The organism is Lysobacter enzymogenes (assembly GCF_900106525.1).
Taxonomy (GTDB): Bacteria; Pseudomonadota; Gammaproteobacteria; order Xanthomonadales; family Xanthomonadaceae; genus Lysobacter; species Lysobacter enzymogenes.
Map to the genome: position 1 here is coordinate 41,537 of NZ_FNOG01000008.1, position 17,598 is coordinate 59,134.

Below are 17,598 nucleotides of genomic sequence, written 5' to 3' on the forward strand. Positions count from 1 at the left end.
GGCACGAACCTCGACCCCGCACGGAAGCGACCCAGCGCGCGCAGCGGCAGGCGGCTCAGGCCTACCGCTGCGTTCGCGCAACCGCGCGCGCGACGGTCTCGGCCTTCGCGCGTTCGCCCAGGCCGGTATCGGCGACGTTGACCACCTGCAGCGCCTGGCTGCCGGCGGTTTCGATATAGGCGCGGCCGCGGTTCTGCGCCAGCCAACGCTCTTCCACTTGCGCATCCTGGTCCTGGCCGGCTGCGGCGTAGGCCGCGCGCAGGGCGCTGTGGACCTGGAACAATTCGTCGCCGCGCACCAGCGGCCGCAGCAAGGCGATCGCGTCCTGCGGCTTGCCGTCCAGACGCAGCTGCCCGGCCTGGACGATGATCAGCAGTTGGGTCACCAGCGGGTCGCCGATCCGCTTGGCCAGCGGCTCCAGCACTGGCAGCAACTGCCGCGCGACCTCGGCCTGTCCATGACGCTGACCCAGATAGGCCGCGCTCAGGGCGACGTAAGCCTGCTCGTTGCGCAGCGGATCGGCTTCGTCGCCGGCCTGGGCCGCGGCCTTGCGGCCGATCGCCAGCACCGCCGCCGTCTGCAGCGGACGCCCGCTGAGGCTCTCCACCGTCAGCCGGATCAGCGCGAACTGGTTGGCCAGCACCGGAGTGCCGTGCACGGCCTCGCGCTCGGCGCGCGCGGCGATCTTCTGCGCCTCGTCCCAGCGGCCCTGGTCGACCGCCACCGAGATGCGCTCCAGGTTGTTGGTCAGGCCGCTGGTGCTGGTGTCGTCGGACAGTTGCGCCAGCACCGCCCGGGCTTCGTCGAAGCGGCGCAGCGTCGCCAGCGCGGCGGCGCGGCGGCGGTTGGGGCCGTAGCGGCCGATCTTCTCGCCCTGCTCGAAACTGGCCAGCGCGGCCTTGGCGTCGCCCTGGGCGAGCTGGGCGCGGCCGACCAGTTCGATCGCGCTGCTGCGCAGCGGGTTCTGCGGCGCGGCAGCGGCCTTGGCGAAGCTCAGGGACTCGCTGTAGCGGTTGTTGGCGAACGCGGCCCACGCGTAGTTGTAGTGGCCCGCGTAGTAGTCCGGGTACAAGCCGGCCAGCAGCTTCCACTGCGCCGGCGCGCGCGTCGCCGGTTGCGGGCCGTATTCGGCCGACCAGGCGTCCAGGTACAGCGCGTCGCGCGGCGCCAGATGCGAGCGCAGCGCGACGGCCTTTTCCAGATACGGCTTGGCGCTGCGGTTGTCGGCGTCGCCGACGTGCACGCGCAGCGCAGCCAGGTAGGCCAGGGCGAATTCCGGGTCCAGGGCGATGGCCTGGTCGAAATACCGCTGCGCCTCGGGATGACGGCGCTCGCCGTAGGCTTTCAGGCCCAGCGCATAGGCGCGCAGCGCGTCGAGGTTCTTGGTCGCGACCTTGGGCAGCGGCTCGGAATCGCGCTCGATCGATTTCATCGCTTCGCCGAGCTTCTCGCGCAACGCGGCGGTGACCGTATCGATCGAGCCCAGCGTCGATTCCTTGCCGTGGCCGTCGGCCGACTCGGCATAGACGGTGGTCTGGGTATGCGGATCGATGACCTCGGCGCTCACCCGCACCCGACCGCCGACTTCGGCCACGGTCGGCAGGATCACCGCGCGCGCACCGTCGCGCAGGGCGATCTCCGAGGCGATGGCGCGGTCGAGCACCGTGTCGTTCTTGCGCTGCATGCGCTCGAGCGTGTCGCGCGTCTTCAGATCGGACAGCACGTTGACGTAGCGCGACTGCTCCAGGCTGATGCGGAAGGCCTGTTCCAGCGAATCGTCGAGCACGCTCTGGCCGGTCAGGTTGCGCAGGTCGCCGACCACCACCCAGTCGCGCTGATTGAACGCGATCGCCGGCTGCGGCCGGGTCGCGAACCAGGCGCCGCCGCCGATCATCGCCAGCAGCGCGACCTCGGCCACCAGCGCCGCCGGCCGCCGCCACAGCGGAACGTCGCGCCAGGCCTTGGGCCCGTTCGGCGGCGCGCGCAGCGGGGCGATGCCGGGCTCGCCGACTTCGTAGATTTCCTGCGGCTCCGGCACGCCCTTGAAGCGCCAGCGCCCGTGCGATTTCCATAGCAACTGCTGGCCGCGCTCGCCGAGCTCGCGCGCGGCGCGATGCGCCAGCGGCTCGGCCACCGCCGACAGCAGAATCTGCCCCGGCCGCGCGGTCGCCATCAGCCGGCCGGCCATCGGCTTGGCCAGGCCTTCGACTTCGACCGGCTTGGCGCCGACGCGCACCGCTTCGTCGCTGTTGCGCCAGGTCAGCACCTCGCCGACGTGCAGGCCGGCGCGGGCCTTGAGTTCGAACTTGCGCGCCGCGCCGATCTCGCGCAGGCCGCGGGCGTAATCCAACGCGAAGCCCAGGCCGTCGATGGGCCGCTCGAACAGCAGCAGCAGGCCGTCGGAGCGGTCGATCAGGCGCCCGCGCCAGCGCTGCTGCAGCGACAGCACCAGGCGGTCGTGTTCGCGGAACAGCTCCGCCGCCGGGCCGTCGCCGATGCGCTCGACCAGGGTGGTCGAATCGCACAGGTCGGTCAGCAGCAGGGTGCGAAGCTGCGGGCCGTCGGCGTCGGGGCGGTGGGCGTCGTTCATCGCGGCATCCTTGTCCACGCCGCTCAGACGGCGCTCAGTTCGGCGTCCTGCCAATGCACGCGATTGCCGCCCAGGCGCTTGGCCTGATAAAGCGCGGCGTCGGCTTGCGCGTACCAATCGTTCCAGTCGCGCTTGGCGCTGACCAGGCAGGCGCCGACGCTGACCGGGCAGATCGTCGGCGGCGATTGCGGGATCAGCAACAGCCCGTGCACGGTGTGGACGATGAAGTCGGCGAAGCGCATCACGTCCTGGCGCGTGTGCGCGGCCACCAGCAGGCAGAACTCGTCGCCGCCCAGGCGGCAGGCGATGTCCTCGGTGCCGGCGACCGAGCGCAGGATGTTGGCCACGCTCTGCAGCACGCGATCGCCGGCCAGGTGGCCGTGTTCGTCGTTGACCTGCTTGAAGCGGTCGCAGTCCACCAGCACCAGGCCGATCGTGTCGGCCATGCCGGCCGCGCGCGTTTCCTGCAGATGCAGGGTCAGTCCGCGCCGGTTGTACAGGCCGGTGAGGTCGTCGGTGCGCACCAGTTCTTCGGTCTGGTTGAGCTGGTGGGTGGTGGCGTAGAGGCTGTCGAGCGCGGCTTCCAGATCCTGGTTGCGCCGGCGCAGGCGACGGATGAGGCTTTGTTCGTTGAGCACCACGCGCATGATCGCGCGGCGCAGGAAGTAGGACACCAGCGACGGGTCGCGATCGACCAGGCGCTGGAATTCCTCGTGGCGCAGCTCCACCAGCAGGCCGTCGGTGGCGGCGATGGCGTCGGCGCTGCGGGCGTGGTCGCCGATCAGCAGGCCGAGTTCGCCAAAGAATTCGCGCACGCCCAGGCGCTTGGTGACCAGGTCGTCGCCGAAGTCGAGCACGATCGCGCCGCGCGCGATCACGAACATGGTGGTGCCCAGTTCGCCGCGGCGGAACAGCACCTGGCCGGCCTCGACCCGGCGCGGTCGCCCGATCTCGGCGAACAGTTCGAATTCGCCGGGAGTCAGCACCGCCATCGCCACGTCCGTCGGCGCCGCGGTCGCTGTCGAATTGTCGGTTTCGCGGCCCAACGAAGGCGCCGCCATATCGCGATTCATCCCGATCTCCCCGCGCCCACTTCCCCTGTGGAGCTTTGACGGCAGGATAGCACCTGAGTCTGAGCAGCTAACGCCGCCAGGGGGGAGGAACGGCCACGCCGCACGGCGCCGTTCTCGCCTCTCCCCTGTCCGGCCGCGAGTGTAATCCCGCCGTCCGCGCCGGCGCGGCCGGTCCGCGTTGCAGGCCTGCAACAAACGCACGCCGCGACCCCGGCCGCATTCATGCGCGCGCCGGCATGGCCTTCGGCACTGCATGGCCGGGGCCGAATGCTGTTCATACTCGGACCCGACCTGTCACGGAAACGGAGAACCGCCATGCCCGCTCGTCCGCACCGCCGTCCCTCGCCTGCCGGTCTCGCCCTGGCCCTGCTCGCCGCCCTGGCCGCCGCACCGGCGTTCGCCGCCGCGCCGGCTACGAGCGAGGTCGAACTGATTCCGCGCTCGGCCCTGTTCGGCAACCCCGAGCGCAGCAACGCCCAGCTCAGCCCGGACGGACGCTACCTGAGCTGGCTGGCGCCGCTGCGCGGGGTCATGAACGTGTGGGTGGCGCCGGTGGACGATCCGGCCCAGGCGCGCGCGGTCACCGACGACGCCGCGCGCGGCATCCGCAATTACGTCTGGAGCTATCGCAGCGGCACCTTGCTGTATTTGCGCGACAGCGGCGGCGACGAGAACTTCCATCTCTACGCGGTCGACGTCGCCCAGCCCGGCGCGGCGCGCGACCTCACCGCCTATCCCAAGACCCGCGCCAACCTGGTCCGCCTCGCCCATCGCCATCCCGAACGCATCCTGGTCGGCATGAACGACCGCGACGCGAAGTGGCACGACCTGTACGAAGTCGACCTCGCCAGCGGCGCGCGCAAGCTCGTGCTGGAGAACAAGGACCGGCTGTCGGGCTACCTCGCCGACGGCGACCTCAAGATCGGCCGCGCCACCCGCACGCGCGAGGACGGCAACGGCGAATTGCTCGCCGCCGACGGCCGCGGCGGCTGGAAGGTGGTCGACACGATTCCCTTCGAAGACAGCCAGACCACCGAGTACGAAGGCTACAGCGACGACGGCCGCACCTTGTACCTGACCGACGCGCGCGGCCGCGACACCGCCGCGCTGTACGCCATCGACGCCGACGGCAAGAAATCGCTGCTGCTGGAAGACGCGCGCGCCGATGTCGGCGCGCGCTTGAGCGATCCGGTCAGCGACAAGGTCCAGGCCGCCTCGGTCTATTACCTGCGCCAGCAGTGGAAAGCGCTGGATCCGGCGATCGGCCAGGACCTGCAGTGGCTGCAGAAGAAGCTCGGCGACGGCGAAGTGTCGGTGGCCTCGCGCAGCCTCGACGACCGCGCCTGGGTGGTGAACTACAGCGCCGCGGAAAAGCCCGGCGCGACCTATCTGTTCCGCCGCGGCGAAAACGAGCGCGCGTTGACCCGGCTGTTCTCCAGCCGACCGGCGCTGGACGGCAAGCCGCTGGTGCCGATGTGGCCGGTCGAGATTCCCGCGCGCGACGGCAAGACCCTGGTCAGCTACCTCACCCTGCCCAAGAGCGCCGACCCCAACGGCGACGGCAAGCCCGACAAGCCGGTGCCGCTGGTGCTGTTCGTGCACGGCGGGCCGTGGGCGCGCGACTACTACGGCTACCACCCGTATGCGCAGTGGCTGGCCAACCGCGGCTACGCCTCGCTGCGGGTCAACTACCGCGGCTCCACCGGCTTCGGCAAGGCCTTCGTCAACGCCGGCGACGGCGAATGGGCCGGCAAGATGCACGACGACCTGATCGACGCGGCCGGCTGGGCGGTGCAGCGTGGCGTCAGCAAGAAAGAAGACGTCGCGATCATGGGCGGCAGCTACGGCGGCTACGCCACCCTGGTCGGCCTGACCTTCACCCCGGACGCGTTCAAGTGCGGCGTCGACATCGTCGGCCCGTCCAACCTGGAAACCCTGCTCAAGACCATTCCGCCGTACTGGGCCAGCCTGTTCGAACAGTTCGCCCGGCGCATGGGCGACCCGCGCACCGAAGCCGGGCGCAAGCAACTGGCCGCGCGTTCGCCGATCACCCGCGTCGACCAGATCGACAAGCCGCTGCTGATCGGCCAGGGCGCCAACGACCCGCGCGTCAACCAGGCCGAGAGCGACCAGATCGTCGAGGCGATGCGCAAGAAGAACATCCCGGTCACCTACGTGCTGTTCCCCGACGAAGGCCACGGCTTCGCCCGGCCGGAGAACTCGATGGCGTTCAACGCGGTGGCCGAGGGCTTCCTCGCCCAATGCCTGGGCGGGCGCGCGCAGCCGATCGGCGAGGACTTCAAGGGTTCGAGCATCTCGGTGCCGGCCGGCGCGGACGGGGTGAAGGGGTTGAGCGAGGCGCTGAAGACGCACACGCAGGAAGTGAAGAAGTAAGCCGCCCGCTGGCGCGATGGCGATGGCGATGACGAACGCAGCGGCGCCGGATGCGGCGCCGGTCCGTTCGCATCGGCCAGGCCGGTCGGCCGACCGGCAAATGCGAACTGGCGCGCAGAACCGGACGCACGAGCGTGCGCTTGTGCGTGCGCGCAGCGTATCGGCGCGGCTCTTTCTCTACTGTCGACCGGGCCGGACAGTCGGTCCGGCGACCAACCGGAGAAGGATTTCGCCATGAAGCTATCTATTTTTTGCGCCGCTCTGGCGCTGGGCCTGGGCCTGTCGGGCGCCGCCGCGGCCCGCGACAACTCGCCTCAGGCGCAAGACACGCAAGCGTCCGCAGCGCTTTACTGGCACTGCATCTACCAGTCCGAATTCGGCGGGATCTACGAATTCACCCAGCGCGGCCGTTGCCTGCTGGTGGTCGACAGCGAGATCTACGGCCAGCTGACCTTGATCGACGCCTACCAGGCGTAACCGCGCCGTTCCGGCGCGTTGCCGCCACAGCCTCAACGACGAAGGGCTCCTCGCGGAGCCCTTCGCCTTATCCGCCGATCGGCGCATGCCGCGCCGACCCGCATACGCCGATCAAGCCGCGGCCTTCTTCGACTCGTGGAACTGCTCCTCCTCGGTCGAGCCCTTCAGCGCCACGGTCGAGGACTGCCCGCCCTGGATGGTCTGGGTCACCGCATCGAAGTAGCCGGTGCCGACCTCGCGCTGGTGCTTGACCGCGGTGAAGCCCTTCTCGGCCGCGGCGAACTCGGCTTCCTGCAGCTCGACGAACGCGCTCATCTGCCGACGCGCGTAGCCGTGGGCGAGGTTGAACATGCCGTAGTTGAGGCTGTGGAAACCGGCCAGGGTGATGAACTGGAACTTGTAGCCGTAGCTGGCGATTTCCTTCTGGAACTTGGCGATGGTCGCGTCGTCGAGGTTCTTCTTCCAGTTGAAGCTCGGCGAACAGTTGTAGGCCAGCAGCTTGCCCGGGAACTGGGCGTGGATGGCTTCGGCGAACTTGCGCGCGAACTCCAGGTCCGGCTTGCCGGTCTCGCACCACACCAGATCGGCGTAGGGCGCGTAGGCCAGGCCGCGGCTGATGGCTTGATCGAGGCCGTTGCGGGTCTTGTAGAAGCCTTCGACGGTGCGCTCGCCGGTGGTGAAGGGCTGATCGTTCGGATCGATGTCGGCGGTCAGCAGGTCGGCGGCTTCGGCGTCGGTGCGCGCGACGATCAGGGTCGGCACGCCCATCACGTCGCTGGCCAGACGCGCGGCGACGAGCTTTTCCACCGCCTCGCGGGTCGGCACCAACACCTTGCCGCCCATGTGGCCGCACTTCTTCACCGAGGCCAGCTGGTCTTCGAAGTGCACGCCCGAGGCGCCGGCCTCGATCATGCCCTTCATCAGTTCGAAGGCGTTGAGCACGCCGCCGAAACCGGCCTCGGCGTCGGCGACGATGGGCTGCAGGAAGTCGATGTCGCCGGTGCCTTCGGCGCACTGGATCTGATCGGCGCGCAGCAAGGTGTTGTTGATCCGGCGCACGACCTGCGGCACCGAGTTGGCCGGGTACAGCGACTGGTCGGGGTACATCTCGCCGGCGATGTTGGCATCCGCCGCCACCTGCCAGCCCGACAGATAGATCGCCTTAAGCCCGGCCTTGACCTGCTGCATGGCCTGATTGCCGGTCAGCGCGCCGAGCGCGTTGACGAAGTCCTCGGTCTGCAGCGACTTCCACAGCTTGTTGGCGCCGAGCTTGGCGATGGAATGCTCGACCGGCACGGTGCCGCGCAGGCGCACCACGTCTTCGGCCGAATACGGGCGGGTGATGCCGTTCCAACGCGGGTCGGTGGCCCATTCGTGGCGCAGTTGCTCGGCGGTCGGCAGCGTGTGGCTCATGACATCGATTCCTTGCGTGTGGGTCGTAGCGACGTGGGTATGGAGTAAGACGAGTGTTTGAAGTCCGACTGTAGGAGCGACGCGAGTCGCGACTGCGGGGTTTCGGGCTTGCGTCGCAAGCGTTGTTTCGCGGTCGCGGCTTGTGCCGCTCCTACAGGGAGTCAGTCGAGGCGTTCGTAGGCGGGCAGGGTCAGGAACTCGGCCAACGTCGGCGCGTGGGTGAGTCCGTCGAGCAGCGCGATGGCCTCGCCGAGCTTGCCGGCACCCGGCAGCTTCGCATCGCCCGCCAGCTTGCTCGGCAGGCCGATCAGCGCGCGCTCGAGCAGGGCGAAGTCGACCGGGGTGCCGTCGTCGAGGAACAGCGACGGCGCGTGCAGCCACTGCCACAACTGGGTGCGGGCGATCTCGGCGGTGGCGGCGTCTTCCATCAGCCAGTGGATCGGCACGCAGCCGTTGCCGTCGAGCCACGCGGCGAGGTAACGCACGCAGACTTCGACGTTGCCCTCGAACCCGGCGCGGGTGATGGTGCCGAAGGACGGCTTGATCAGGTCTTCGGCGATGATCAGCACGTCCTCGCGCAGCACGTGCTGCTGGTGCGGGGTCGGCATGCGCTCGTCGAAGATGCGCATCGCCAGCGGGATCAGCGCCGGATGCGCGACCCAGGTGCCGTCGTGGCCGGCGGTGACTTCGCGCAGCTTGTCCGCGCGCACCTTGGCCAGCGCGGCTTCGTTGGCGGCTTCGTCGCCATTGATCGGGATCTGCGCAGCCATGCCGCCCATCGCGTGGGCGCCGCGCTTGTGGCAAGTCTGGATCAGCAGTTCGGAATAGGCGCGCAGGAACGGCTGGGTCATCGTCACCTGGCCGCGCTCGGGCAGGATCTTGTCGCGGTGCGCGCGGAAGGTCTTGATGTAGGAGAACACGTAGTCCCAGCGGCCGCAGTTGAGCCCGGCGATGCGCGTGCGCAGCGCATGCAGGATCTCGTCCATCTCGAACACCGCCGGCAAGGTCTCGATCAGCACGGTGACCTTGATCGAACCCGGCTCCAGCTCCAGCTCGCGCTCGATGTGTTCCAGCGCGTCGTTCCACAGCTGCGCCTCTTCCATCGACTGCAGCTTGGGCAGGTAGAAGTACGGGCCGCGGTCCTTGGCGGCGAGCGCGGCGGCGTTGTGGAAGGCGAACAGGCCCAGGTCGAACAGGCCGCCGGAGACCGGCGCGCCGTCGATGCGCAGGTGCTTCTCGTCCAGATGCCAGCCGCGCGGGCGCACCATCAACACCGCCTGTTCTTCGAACGGCTTGAGCGCGTAGCGCTTGCCGGTGTCGGGCGCGGCGAACTCCAGGGTGCCGGCGACCGCGGCGGCGAGCGAGCGCTGGCCGGCGATGAGGTTGGCCCAGGTCGGCGCGGTGCTGTCCTCGAAGTCGGCCATGTAGACCTTGGCCCCGGAGTTCAGCGCGTTGATGACCATCTTCGGGTCGACCGGGCCGGTGATCTCGACCCGGCGGTCGAGCAGCGCTGTCGGCAGCGGGGCGACGCGCCAGCGGCCGGCGCGGATGGCGGCGGTGTCGGCGCGGAAATCGGGCAGGCCGCCGGCGTCGAAGAAGGCCTGGCGCTCGCGGCGCGCGGCCAGCCGGGCCTGGCGGGCGGGTTCGAAACGGCGGTGCAGGTCGGCCAGGAACTCGAGGGCGGCCGGGGTCAGCACCTGCTCCTGGCCGGCGGCGCGGCCGCTGAGCTCGATGCCCTCGCCCGGCCCGCGTTGCCCGGGACGGGGGTCCTGCCACTGCGTCATGACTGCCGACATGTTGCGACTCCTGTGGGGAAGGACCGCTCCCAGCGAGCGTGTCCCTGGACCCAGACCATGCGGCGGCGTGTTGTATTTGACAATCAAGTTTTTTCAATGCATATCATTTGCTTAGCTTATATATGGAATTCACGTGACTTCGACGCGTTCGCTAAGTCCGCGATTTGCCTACAAAAGCGACAAGCTCAAGCCGCTGCGCGCGTTCTGCCAGACCGCCCGTCTGGGCTCGGTCTCACGCGCGGCTGAGGCTCTGTACCTGAGCCAGCCGGCCGTGACCCTGCAGTTGCAGGCGCTGGAACGGGAAATGGGCGTGCGCCTGCTCGAGCGCAGCGGCCGCCGGCTGAGCCTGACCCGCGAGGGCGAGGCGCTGTACGAACTGGCGCGGCCGCTGGTCGAGGGCCTGGACGGGCTGGAGGGCGTGTTCCGCGAGCGCATCCGCGGGCTGGATGCGGGCGAGCTCAACGTCGCCGCCGGCAGCTCGACCATCCTCTACCTGCTGCCGAAGATCGTCGAAGCCTTCCGCGCCGCCCACCCCGAGGTGCGGCTGACCCTGCACAACGTCACCGGCGCCGGCGGCCTGGACCTGCTGCGCTCCGACGGCGTCGACCTGGCCGTGGGCTCGATGCTCGACGTGCCCGGTGACCTCAGCTACGCGCCGGTGTACCGCTTCGAGCCGATGCTGATCGCGCCGCGCGACCATCCGCTGGCCAAGCTTGAGACTTTGACCCTGCAGGACCTGAGCCCGTACGGCCTGATCCTGCCGCCGCAGCGCCTGACCACCTACCGCATGGTCGACCTGGTCTTCCAGCAGAACCGCGTGCCCTACACCGTGGCGCTGGAAGTCGGCGGCTGGGAAGTGATCAAGCAGTACGTGGCGATGGGCCTGGGCATCAGCATCGTCACCGCGATCTGCCTGACCGAAGCCGACCGCGCGCGGCTGTCGGCGCGTTCGCTGGCCGAGTACTTTCCTTCGCGCAGTTATGGCGTGGTGGTGCGCAAGGGCAAGTATCTGTCGCCGCAGGCGCGGGCGTTCACTGAGCTGATCCAGCCGGCGCTGTTCGAGCGTGGGGATTATTACGCGACGGGGCAGTCGGATCGTTGAGTGCGGCCCTCATCCGCCCCTTCGGGGCACCTTCTCCCGCAAGCGGGAGAAGGAACAACAAAAAGCCCCTCTCCCGCTTGCGGGAGAGGGGTTGGGGTGAGGGCAAACCGCCCGCGAACGAACCTCAGTAACGCGCGCTCACCTTGACGCCCGAGAACGCGCTCGCCGCATGCACGGCCACGTACACATAGCCCGCCGGCGGATTGGCGATCGTCACCGACTCCGCATTGCCGGCCTTGGCCGAGCGGTATTGATACGAATCGCGCGACGGCCAGTTGCCGGCGCTCACGTACAGGTCCGCGTTGCCGCTGCCGCCAGCGGTGTCGATGCGCAGCTGGCTCACGCCCCCCGGCAAGTACAGATAGAAATATGCGTAGTTGCCGGCGCTGGCCGCGGCGTTGCTGCGCGAACAATTGCGCCCCAGCGTGCGCGCGTCGCCGCCGCTGCACTCGGGCAGGCCGGGTTCGCTGACGCTGATCGAGCGCGTCGCCGTCGCGGTCGCGCCGCGGTCGTCGGTGACGGTCAGGGTGACGGTGTAGCTGCCGCCGGCCGCGTAGGTCTTGCTCGGGTTCGCCGCGGTCGAGCTGCTGCCGTCGCCGAAGCTCCAGCTGCGCGCGACGATGCGGCCGTCGCTGTCGCTGGAAGTGTCGGTGAAGCTCACGCTCAAGCCGCTCGCCGCGACGCTGAAGTTCGCCGTCGGCGGCTGGTTGGGCGTGCCGGTACAGCCGCTGCCGGCCGGATCGGCCACGCACGGCAGCCAGGCCTTGAACGCGGCGTCGTTGCTCTGGCCGATGCCAGCCATGTAGGTCGCATAGCCGCTGTAGTCGCCCGGACGGAACTTGGCCAGGATCGCGTTCACCTGCGCGCGGCGCTGTTCGAACATGAAGCGCACAGCCAGGTAGCCCCAGCGATAGACCCGGTTGGTGCCGCTGTCGTAATCATTGGCGTAGACCGTGCTGAGCGCGTAGGTGCCGCGCGCGGCCTCGGCGATGGCGCCGTCGTTGGCGACGTTGCGGTACTGGTAGGACAGGTACTCGGCGAAACCTTCCACCCACCACACGGTCTTTTGCTGCATCGCCGCCTGGAAGTCGCCCCACATGTCGAAGCGGCCGTCGAGGTAGTGCACGTACTCGTGGGTCAGGTTCCAGATCTCGAAGCTCGGCCGCAGCCACTCGGCTTCATAGGCGATGAAGCGCGCCTGGTTGCCCGGCGCCGACGGATCGCCTTCCAGGTACATGCCGCCGTTGTTGGTGTCGATGCCGAAGATCGCGCCGGCGTAGATGCCGTAATCGTCGCTGCTGTCGAACACCGCCATTTCCAGACTGGCGTTGTTGTCGCCGGCGACCGGCACGCCGCCGGTGGCGAGTTCGCGGTGGAAATAGGCTTCCTGCCCGGCCACGGTGGCGCAGGCGCTGGCCAGCTCGCTCGCGCTCATCTGCTGCGCGCGCAAGGTCAGCGTGGCGCTGCAGGTGTGGCGGATCGGCAACGCCGCCGCTTGCAGGCGCGCAACGAAATCGCACTGGCCGTAGTACGCGCAATTGCCGGCGTCGTAGTACTGCGCCATTTCGCCGACGCCGACCCACAGCCGCGCGGTCGTGCCGGTGATCGCGCTGCGGTCGATCAAGGTCTTGGCGCGCGCACGCGCCAGGGTCTTGAGCGCACCGTCGTATTGCAGGAAGCGCGCCATTTCGCGGCCGGCATTCGACACCAGATAGGCGCGGTCGGTGCCGAGCAGGGCGAAGTTGCGGTTGGCGAAGTTGTACAAGGTATCGACGATCGAGTTGTCCGACTGCACCAGGTTGCGGAACGCGGTGTCCTGATGCCCGCGGAAGGTCACCATGTAGGCGTTGTTGACCGCGACCTTCATCCAGTAATACGCGTCGAAGCGGCTGTCGTAGCTGTCGAGCAGGCGCTTGACCACGTACAGATAGCGCGCGTTCTCGGCCGAGCTGTCGATCAGGGTCACGTACTCGGCCAGGATCTCGCCGTGCACGTCGTCGATGCGGCCGAAGTTGGCGTTGGCGGCGAACGCGTCCAGCGCCGGCCGCACCGCGTTGCGCAGCGCCGCGCCGTAGCTGCCGACCGCGCTGTCGTAGTACTGCACGTAGTAACCCGCGCGCAGGAACAGCACCAGTTGCAAGGTGCCGCCGGCGTTGCTGCCGTCGTAGGCGCGCGCCGAGGCGGCCAGCGCATCGGCGACGCTGACCATCTGCGCCTCGCGGAACGTGGCGTAGGCCTGGCTTCCGCTCAGGCCGAACAGTTCGTTGACGCAGTCCGGCGCGGCGGCGCGCACCGCCGCGGCCAGCGCGGTTCCGCTGAGCGCGCCGAAGGCGTTGGGATCGCAGGTCGCGGCCGCCTTTGCCGTGCGCGCGAACGACAAGCGCGAGGGACGCTTGAGCGGATCGCGGCGCAGGCTGGCGCCGTCGTAGGCGCTGTCGGCGCGGTCGGGCAGCGACGGTTGTTGCGGCGCGCGCTGGGTCGGCGCCAACGCGCGCGGCTGGCGGTGTTCGCCGAACAGCTGGCGTTCGGTGGCCGGTTGTTTGCGCGCGGCGCCGACGGCGCTGCGCGAAGCGGCGAACGGTGCGGCGGCGGCGCGGTGGCCGGGTGTCGGTGCGGACGCGGCGGTGCTGCCAACGGTAGCGGTCGAAGCCGCAGACGAAACCGCGGTCGCGGCCGGCTCGAACGCGGACGGCATGGCGAAACCGGCGAACACGGCCAACGCGGCGGCGCCGCTCAATAAGGCCCGCAACGGGCCCGGACGGAAAACGAAGAACATCGCGAATCTCCTTGATGGAAGGACGGCCGCGGCGGCCGCGCGGCGCGCGGCGGCGCCTGCACGAACGGCAGCGGCCGGGACGAATCGGACGACGGTGGTGCGGTGCGGCCCGCCGCGCGGTGTGCGGCGCGGCGAGCGATTGCAACTGCGGTACGGCGATGCGCTGGGCGGCATGGGTCTGCGACGGGCGCGGCGGCCGCCGCGCGGGACGCGCAGTCCCGTGCGGCCGCATCGCTGCGTCCGTCGCGTTCTGCGCTCTCTTGGCTGCGCGCCGCCCGGCCGCGCCGCGCGCGCGCATGCCGGCACGGCCGGCCCAGGGCCGAACCCGGCATGCGCTGCGATGGCGACGGCCGCCCCTGACGGCCGCGGGCTACCGATCGGCCGCGGCCCGACGCACTGACATACGCGCGTCACTTCGGGCTGCTAATCGGTATACCGTATACGATATGTGCGGAATCTGTGGCGATTCCGTGACTCAGGTAGTGGCTCGGGGTGACATCGCTGCCGCTCATCGGCGCATCCGCAGGCCGCTTCTTCGTGCCGCGCCGCGCTTTTGCGAAACCCATCCCACTAAAGTACTAAGCCGCTCACGCTCGCTCCCCGCGCAGACGCGATGGCCGCCACATTTCCGGCGCCGGCCTTGGATAGACTGGCCGCATGAGCATCCTGCCGCGTTCGCTGTCCGACCAAGCCTTCGAAGTGGTGCGCGAGCGCATTCTGTCGACCCAGATCCCACCGCTTGCGCCGATCCGGCAGGAACTGCTGGCCGAGGAACTGGGCATCAGCAAGATCCCGCTGCGCGAGGCGCTGAGCCGGCTGGAAGAACAAGGCCTGCTGTCTTCGCACCCGAACCGTGGCTTTTTCGTGCCCCCGCTGACCTCGACCGAAGCCGAGGAAGTGTTCGCGTTGCGCCTCAAGATCGAACCTGAAGCCGCCGCCCAGGCCTGCCTGATCGCCTGCGAGACCGGCCAGGAACTGGCCCGCGCCGCGTTCCTGGCCTGGGAGCAGGCCGACCACGGCGACCCCAACGCCAGCGTGCGCTGCAACCGCGCCTTCCACCTGGCTCTGGTGACGCCGGGCGGGCGCCAGATCACCGCGCAACTGGTCGAGCGCCTGCAAGTGCTGGCCGAACGCTACGTGCGTAAGCACCTGGAACCGGTCGGGCGCGAAGCGCGCGCGGCCAACGAACACCTCGGCATCCTGCAAGCCTGGCTGCAGCGCGACGCAGCGCTGGTCGACCAACTGCTGTCGACCCACATCCTCAGCACCCTGCACGACCTGCGCGCGCAACTCGAACACATCCCCTCGACCGCACCGATGCTGCCGGACTTCCGCCGCGCCCCGCGGCGGCGGCGGGAACCCACCGAAGCGACGTAGCCCCGCCGCACCGTCCGAAGCCGCGCAACGTCCCGCCCATCATTGCGGCGAAAGCCAAAGCACACCCGAAGCCCGCCGCTCCGCAATCGCGCCGCGAAGCCACGCCTCTACCTAACATTCCGGCGAAAGCCGGAATGCACATAGCCATTGCTATGGCTGTTGCTCTTTGCTCCCCCCGCCGCCCCGAACTCGCCACAGGCAATGAGAGACCCGAAGGGCGGCGCGCACGATGCGCGCCGTGCGCCACCCAGGCCATGGATGGCCTGTGTGGCGCATCCCCGCGTCAGTTCCGAACCTTAGTGGCTCTTGATCCGAAAACAAGGAAAGCGCCTTTCTTTGGTTACTTTCTTTGGCAAGACAAAGAAAGTGACCCGGCCGCTTGCGGACGGAAGCTGTTGATCTTGAGCTTGTCGTCAAACGCAACCAACGGGCTTAGGCGAAGTTCGTCGCAGGTGCGTTGTCGCGGTCGCGGCTTGCGCCGCTCCTACAGTCGGATACGAAACCAACCGAAGCGACATCGATTCCGGCTTACGCCGGAATGACGGCGTGGGGATTGCGGGCTTCGGGAGATCACGGCGGAGCCACGCCGCTCCGGTTGCTCAAACCGTCCCGCGATTCTTCCCAATGAACGGCCGGCAATACTCGCGAATCCGCTGCATATCCGCGTCCATATCCTCACCCAGATGGAACGCCGGCCCAATGCCGATCACCTTGTCGGGATAGTGGAAATACGCCAACACCACCGGCACATCCGCGTTCTTGGCGATCTTCCAAAAACCCGCCTTCCACTTCTCCACCCGCTTGCGCGTACCTTCCGGCGCGATCCCGAGCCAGAACTTCTCCGCGCCCTTGATCATCGCCACCGCCTGGTCGATCACCCCGTGCGCCGCGCTGCGGTTGATCGGGATCACCCCGAAGCGGCGCAGCATGAAGCCCACCACCGGCACCTTGAACAGCGATTCCTTGGCGATGATGTTGACGTTCAAGCCCATCGCCGCCTTGGCCGCGAACGCCCACACCCCGTCCCAGTTGGACGAGTGCGGGATGCCGATCAACACCGCGCGCGGCACGTCGGGGAACTGGCCGACCATGCGCCAACCGCCCAGGCGCAGGATCGTGCGGCCGGTCCAGCGCGCCAGCCGGCTCGGCTTGACCCGCGGCACGTTGGGCGGCAGCGGCAACGCCACCGAACCGTCGGGCGCACCGGGCGGATGCTGAAATTTGGCGTTGGCGGCGCCGTCCATGGGGGTCTCGGGTTCGGCTGACATGCAGTCTCCGTGGGCTCGCGGTTCAATCCCACTCGCGCTGCGAGCGAGCGCGCTTGGTCTGGCCGCGATCGCGCTTGGCGCCGAGGCGGCGCTCCTTGGCGGCGCGGCTGGGCTTGGTGGCCACGCGCGGCTTGGGCGCGCGCAGGCCGCTGTCGACGAACGCGGCCAGACGCTCGCGCGCGTCCTCGCGGTTGCGTTCCTGGGTGCGGAAGCGCTGGGCGCTGATCACCAGCACGCCGTCGTTGGTCACGCGCCGGTCGCGCTTGGCCAGCAACCGCTCGCGCACGGCCTCGGGCAACGACGGCGACTGGGCGACGTCGAAGCGCAATTCCACCGCAGTGGCGACCTTGTTGACGTTCTGCCCGCCCGGACCGGTCGACCGCACGAAGCGTTCGACCAGTTCCGCCTCGGGAATGGTGATGGCCATGCTCTCCTCCGCCGGCGATTGTAGTCGGCGGCGGCCGTTCGTCCATGACGGGCTTTTGACGGCGCTCACAGCGGCGCGCGGCTTGGGCGCGGTTTGAGCGACGATGCCGGCGCGATCGCCCCAAGTCACGGGGGCGTCGTTGACGCGGCCGGCACACGGAGGGACCATGGCGGTCCACGCTCGATCCGTGCGCTCCAAGGAGGAACCCGCATGCAGCGCCCGCTCCGTCCGTTCGCCACGTTGTGGCCGGCCGTCCTGGCCCTCGCAGTCCTGTCCGCCGCGGCGCCCGCCGCCAGCGCCCAGGCCATTCCGCAGCGCTACGACCCGGCCAACGTCAACAGCCAGCTCAACGATCCGGCGTTCCAGCGGCGCATGGCCCGCGCCGCGCGCTCCACCGCCGAGACCCTGGTCGGCCGCCCGGCCAACGCCACCGACAACCGCATCCTCGGCCAGTTCGACCAGGTCCAGAGCCAGGCCCTGCAGCAGATGCAGAACGCCTTCAGCCGCATGCCGCAGGACCAGCAGGTCGACGCGCGCGCGCTGCAGACCCTGTCGCAAACGCCGGAAGGCCGCCTGGTGCTGGAACAGCTCGCCGCCGAACAGCGCCGCGCGCCGTCTTCCTACGGCGCGCAGAACCGCGGCCCGCAAAGCGAATACGACCAGTTGTTCCAGCAGGCCTATCCCGACGGGATGCAGGGCCCGGCGCCGTCGGTGTCCTCGCGCAACGGCTACGCGCCGCGCTCCTCGGTCGGCGGCGCGCTCGGCGGCGCGCTGCTGCAGGACATCACCAACGCCGCGATCCAGCGCTCGATCGGGCCGCGCGTACAGGTGCAGGGCAATACCTACTACTACGAAGACCGGCCGCGGCGCCGACCCTGATCACCGGCGCTTGCGGCACACCGGGC

Annotated in this window: 11 protein-coding genes and 1 pseudogene; 5 read left to right on the forward strand and 7 right to left on the reverse strand. The window is 69.2% G+C overall.

The features are described from left to right. Window positions 1–61: 61 nt before the first annotated feature. Complete coding sequence (locus BLU84_RS19055; RefSeq protein WP_139175127.1) at window positions 62–2,590, reverse strand: putative peptide modification system cyclase; 2,529 nt, start codon at window positions 2,588–2,590, stop codon at window positions 62–64. Window positions 2,591–2,613: 23 nt separating this feature from the next. Beyond that, window positions 2,614–3,663, reverse strand: coding sequence for a GGDEF domain-containing protein (locus BLU84_RS19060; protein ID WP_074870967.1), 1,050 nt, complete (start codon window positions 3,661–3,663; stop codon window positions 2,614–2,616). Between the two features lie 344 nt (window positions 3,664–4,007). On the opposite strand from BLU84_RS19060, the pseudogene BLU84_RS19065 reads away from it, so the two are divergent. Then, window positions 4,008–6,057: pseudogene (locus BLU84_RS19065) on the forward strand (S9 family peptidase); the annotation flags it as partial. A 234-nt stretch (window positions 6,058–6,291) separates the two neighbouring features. Continuing rightward, window positions 6,292–6,534: a hypothetical protein gene (locus BLU84_RS19070; RefSeq protein WP_074870971.1), complete on the forward strand. Its 243-nt coding sequence runs from the start codon at window positions 6,292–6,294 to the stop codon at window positions 6,532–6,534. A 111-nt stretch (window positions 6,535–6,645) separates the two neighbouring features. Here the strand turns inward: BLU84_RS19070 and aceA are convergent, their stop codons facing one another. Together aceA and aceB are read right to left on the reverse strand one after the other, a co-directional pair. Further along, window positions 6,646–7,947, reverse strand: a complete 1,302-nt coding sequence (aceA, locus tag BLU84_RS19075) for an isocitrate lyase (protein ID WP_074870973.1) — start codon at window positions 7,945–7,947, stop codon at window positions 6,646–6,648. A gap of 161 nt (window positions 7,948–8,108) precedes the next feature. Then, on the reverse strand, window positions 8,109–9,743 hold the full coding sequence (aceB, locus tag BLU84_RS19080; protein ID WP_074870975.1) for a malate synthase A: 1,635 nt from the start codon (window positions 9,741–9,743) through the stop codon (window positions 8,109–8,111). Window positions 9,744–9,876: 133 nt separating this feature from the next. On the opposite strand from aceB, the gene BLU84_RS19085 reads away from it, so the two are divergent. Next, window positions 9,877–10,845, forward strand: coding sequence for a LysR family transcriptional regulator (locus BLU84_RS19085; RefSeq protein WP_074870977.1), 969 nt, complete (start codon window positions 9,877–9,879; stop codon window positions 10,843–10,845). Between the two features lie 124 nt (window positions 10,846–10,969). Here BLU84_RS19085 and BLU84_RS19090 read toward each other — a convergent pair whose 3' ends face one another. Next, entirely contained in the window at window positions 10,970–13,621 is a 2,652-nt protein-coding gene (locus tag BLU84_RS19090) for a collagenase (protein WP_074870980.1), read from the reverse strand. 657 nt (window positions 13,622–14,278) lie between these two features. Between BLU84_RS19090 and BLU84_RS19095 the strand changes: the two genes are divergently transcribed. Further along, entirely contained in the window at window positions 14,279–14,998 is a 720-nt protein-coding gene (locus BLU84_RS19095) for a GntR family transcriptional regulator (RefSeq protein ID WP_074870982.1), read from the forward strand. Between the two features lie 599 nt (window positions 14,999–15,597). On the opposite strand, the gene BLU84_RS19100 is transcribed toward BLU84_RS19095, so the two are convergent. Both BLU84_RS19100 and arfB read right to left on the reverse strand, forming a co-directional pair. Beyond that, window positions 15,598–16,266, reverse strand: a complete 669-nt coding sequence (locus BLU84_RS19100; protein ID WP_233431186.1) for a 1-acyl-sn-glycerol-3-phosphate acyltransferase — start codon at window positions 16,264–16,266, stop codon at window positions 15,598–15,600. Window positions 16,267–16,288: 22 nt separating this feature from the next. Then, window positions 16,289–16,693, reverse strand: a complete 405-nt coding sequence (gene arfB, locus BLU84_RS19105; RefSeq protein WP_074870986.1) for an alternative ribosome rescue aminoacyl-tRNA hydrolase ArfB — start codon at window positions 16,691–16,693, stop codon at window positions 16,289–16,291. Window positions 16,694–16,903: 210 nt separating this feature from the next. Between arfB and BLU84_RS19110 the strand changes: the two genes are divergently transcribed. Continuing rightward, window positions 16,904–17,572 (forward strand): hypothetical protein, encoded by a 669-nt coding sequence (locus BLU84_RS19110; RefSeq protein ID WP_074870988.1) that lies wholly within the window; start codon window positions 16,904–16,906, stop codon window positions 17,570–17,572. The last annotated feature ends 26 nt before the right edge of the window (window positions 17,573–17,598 follow it).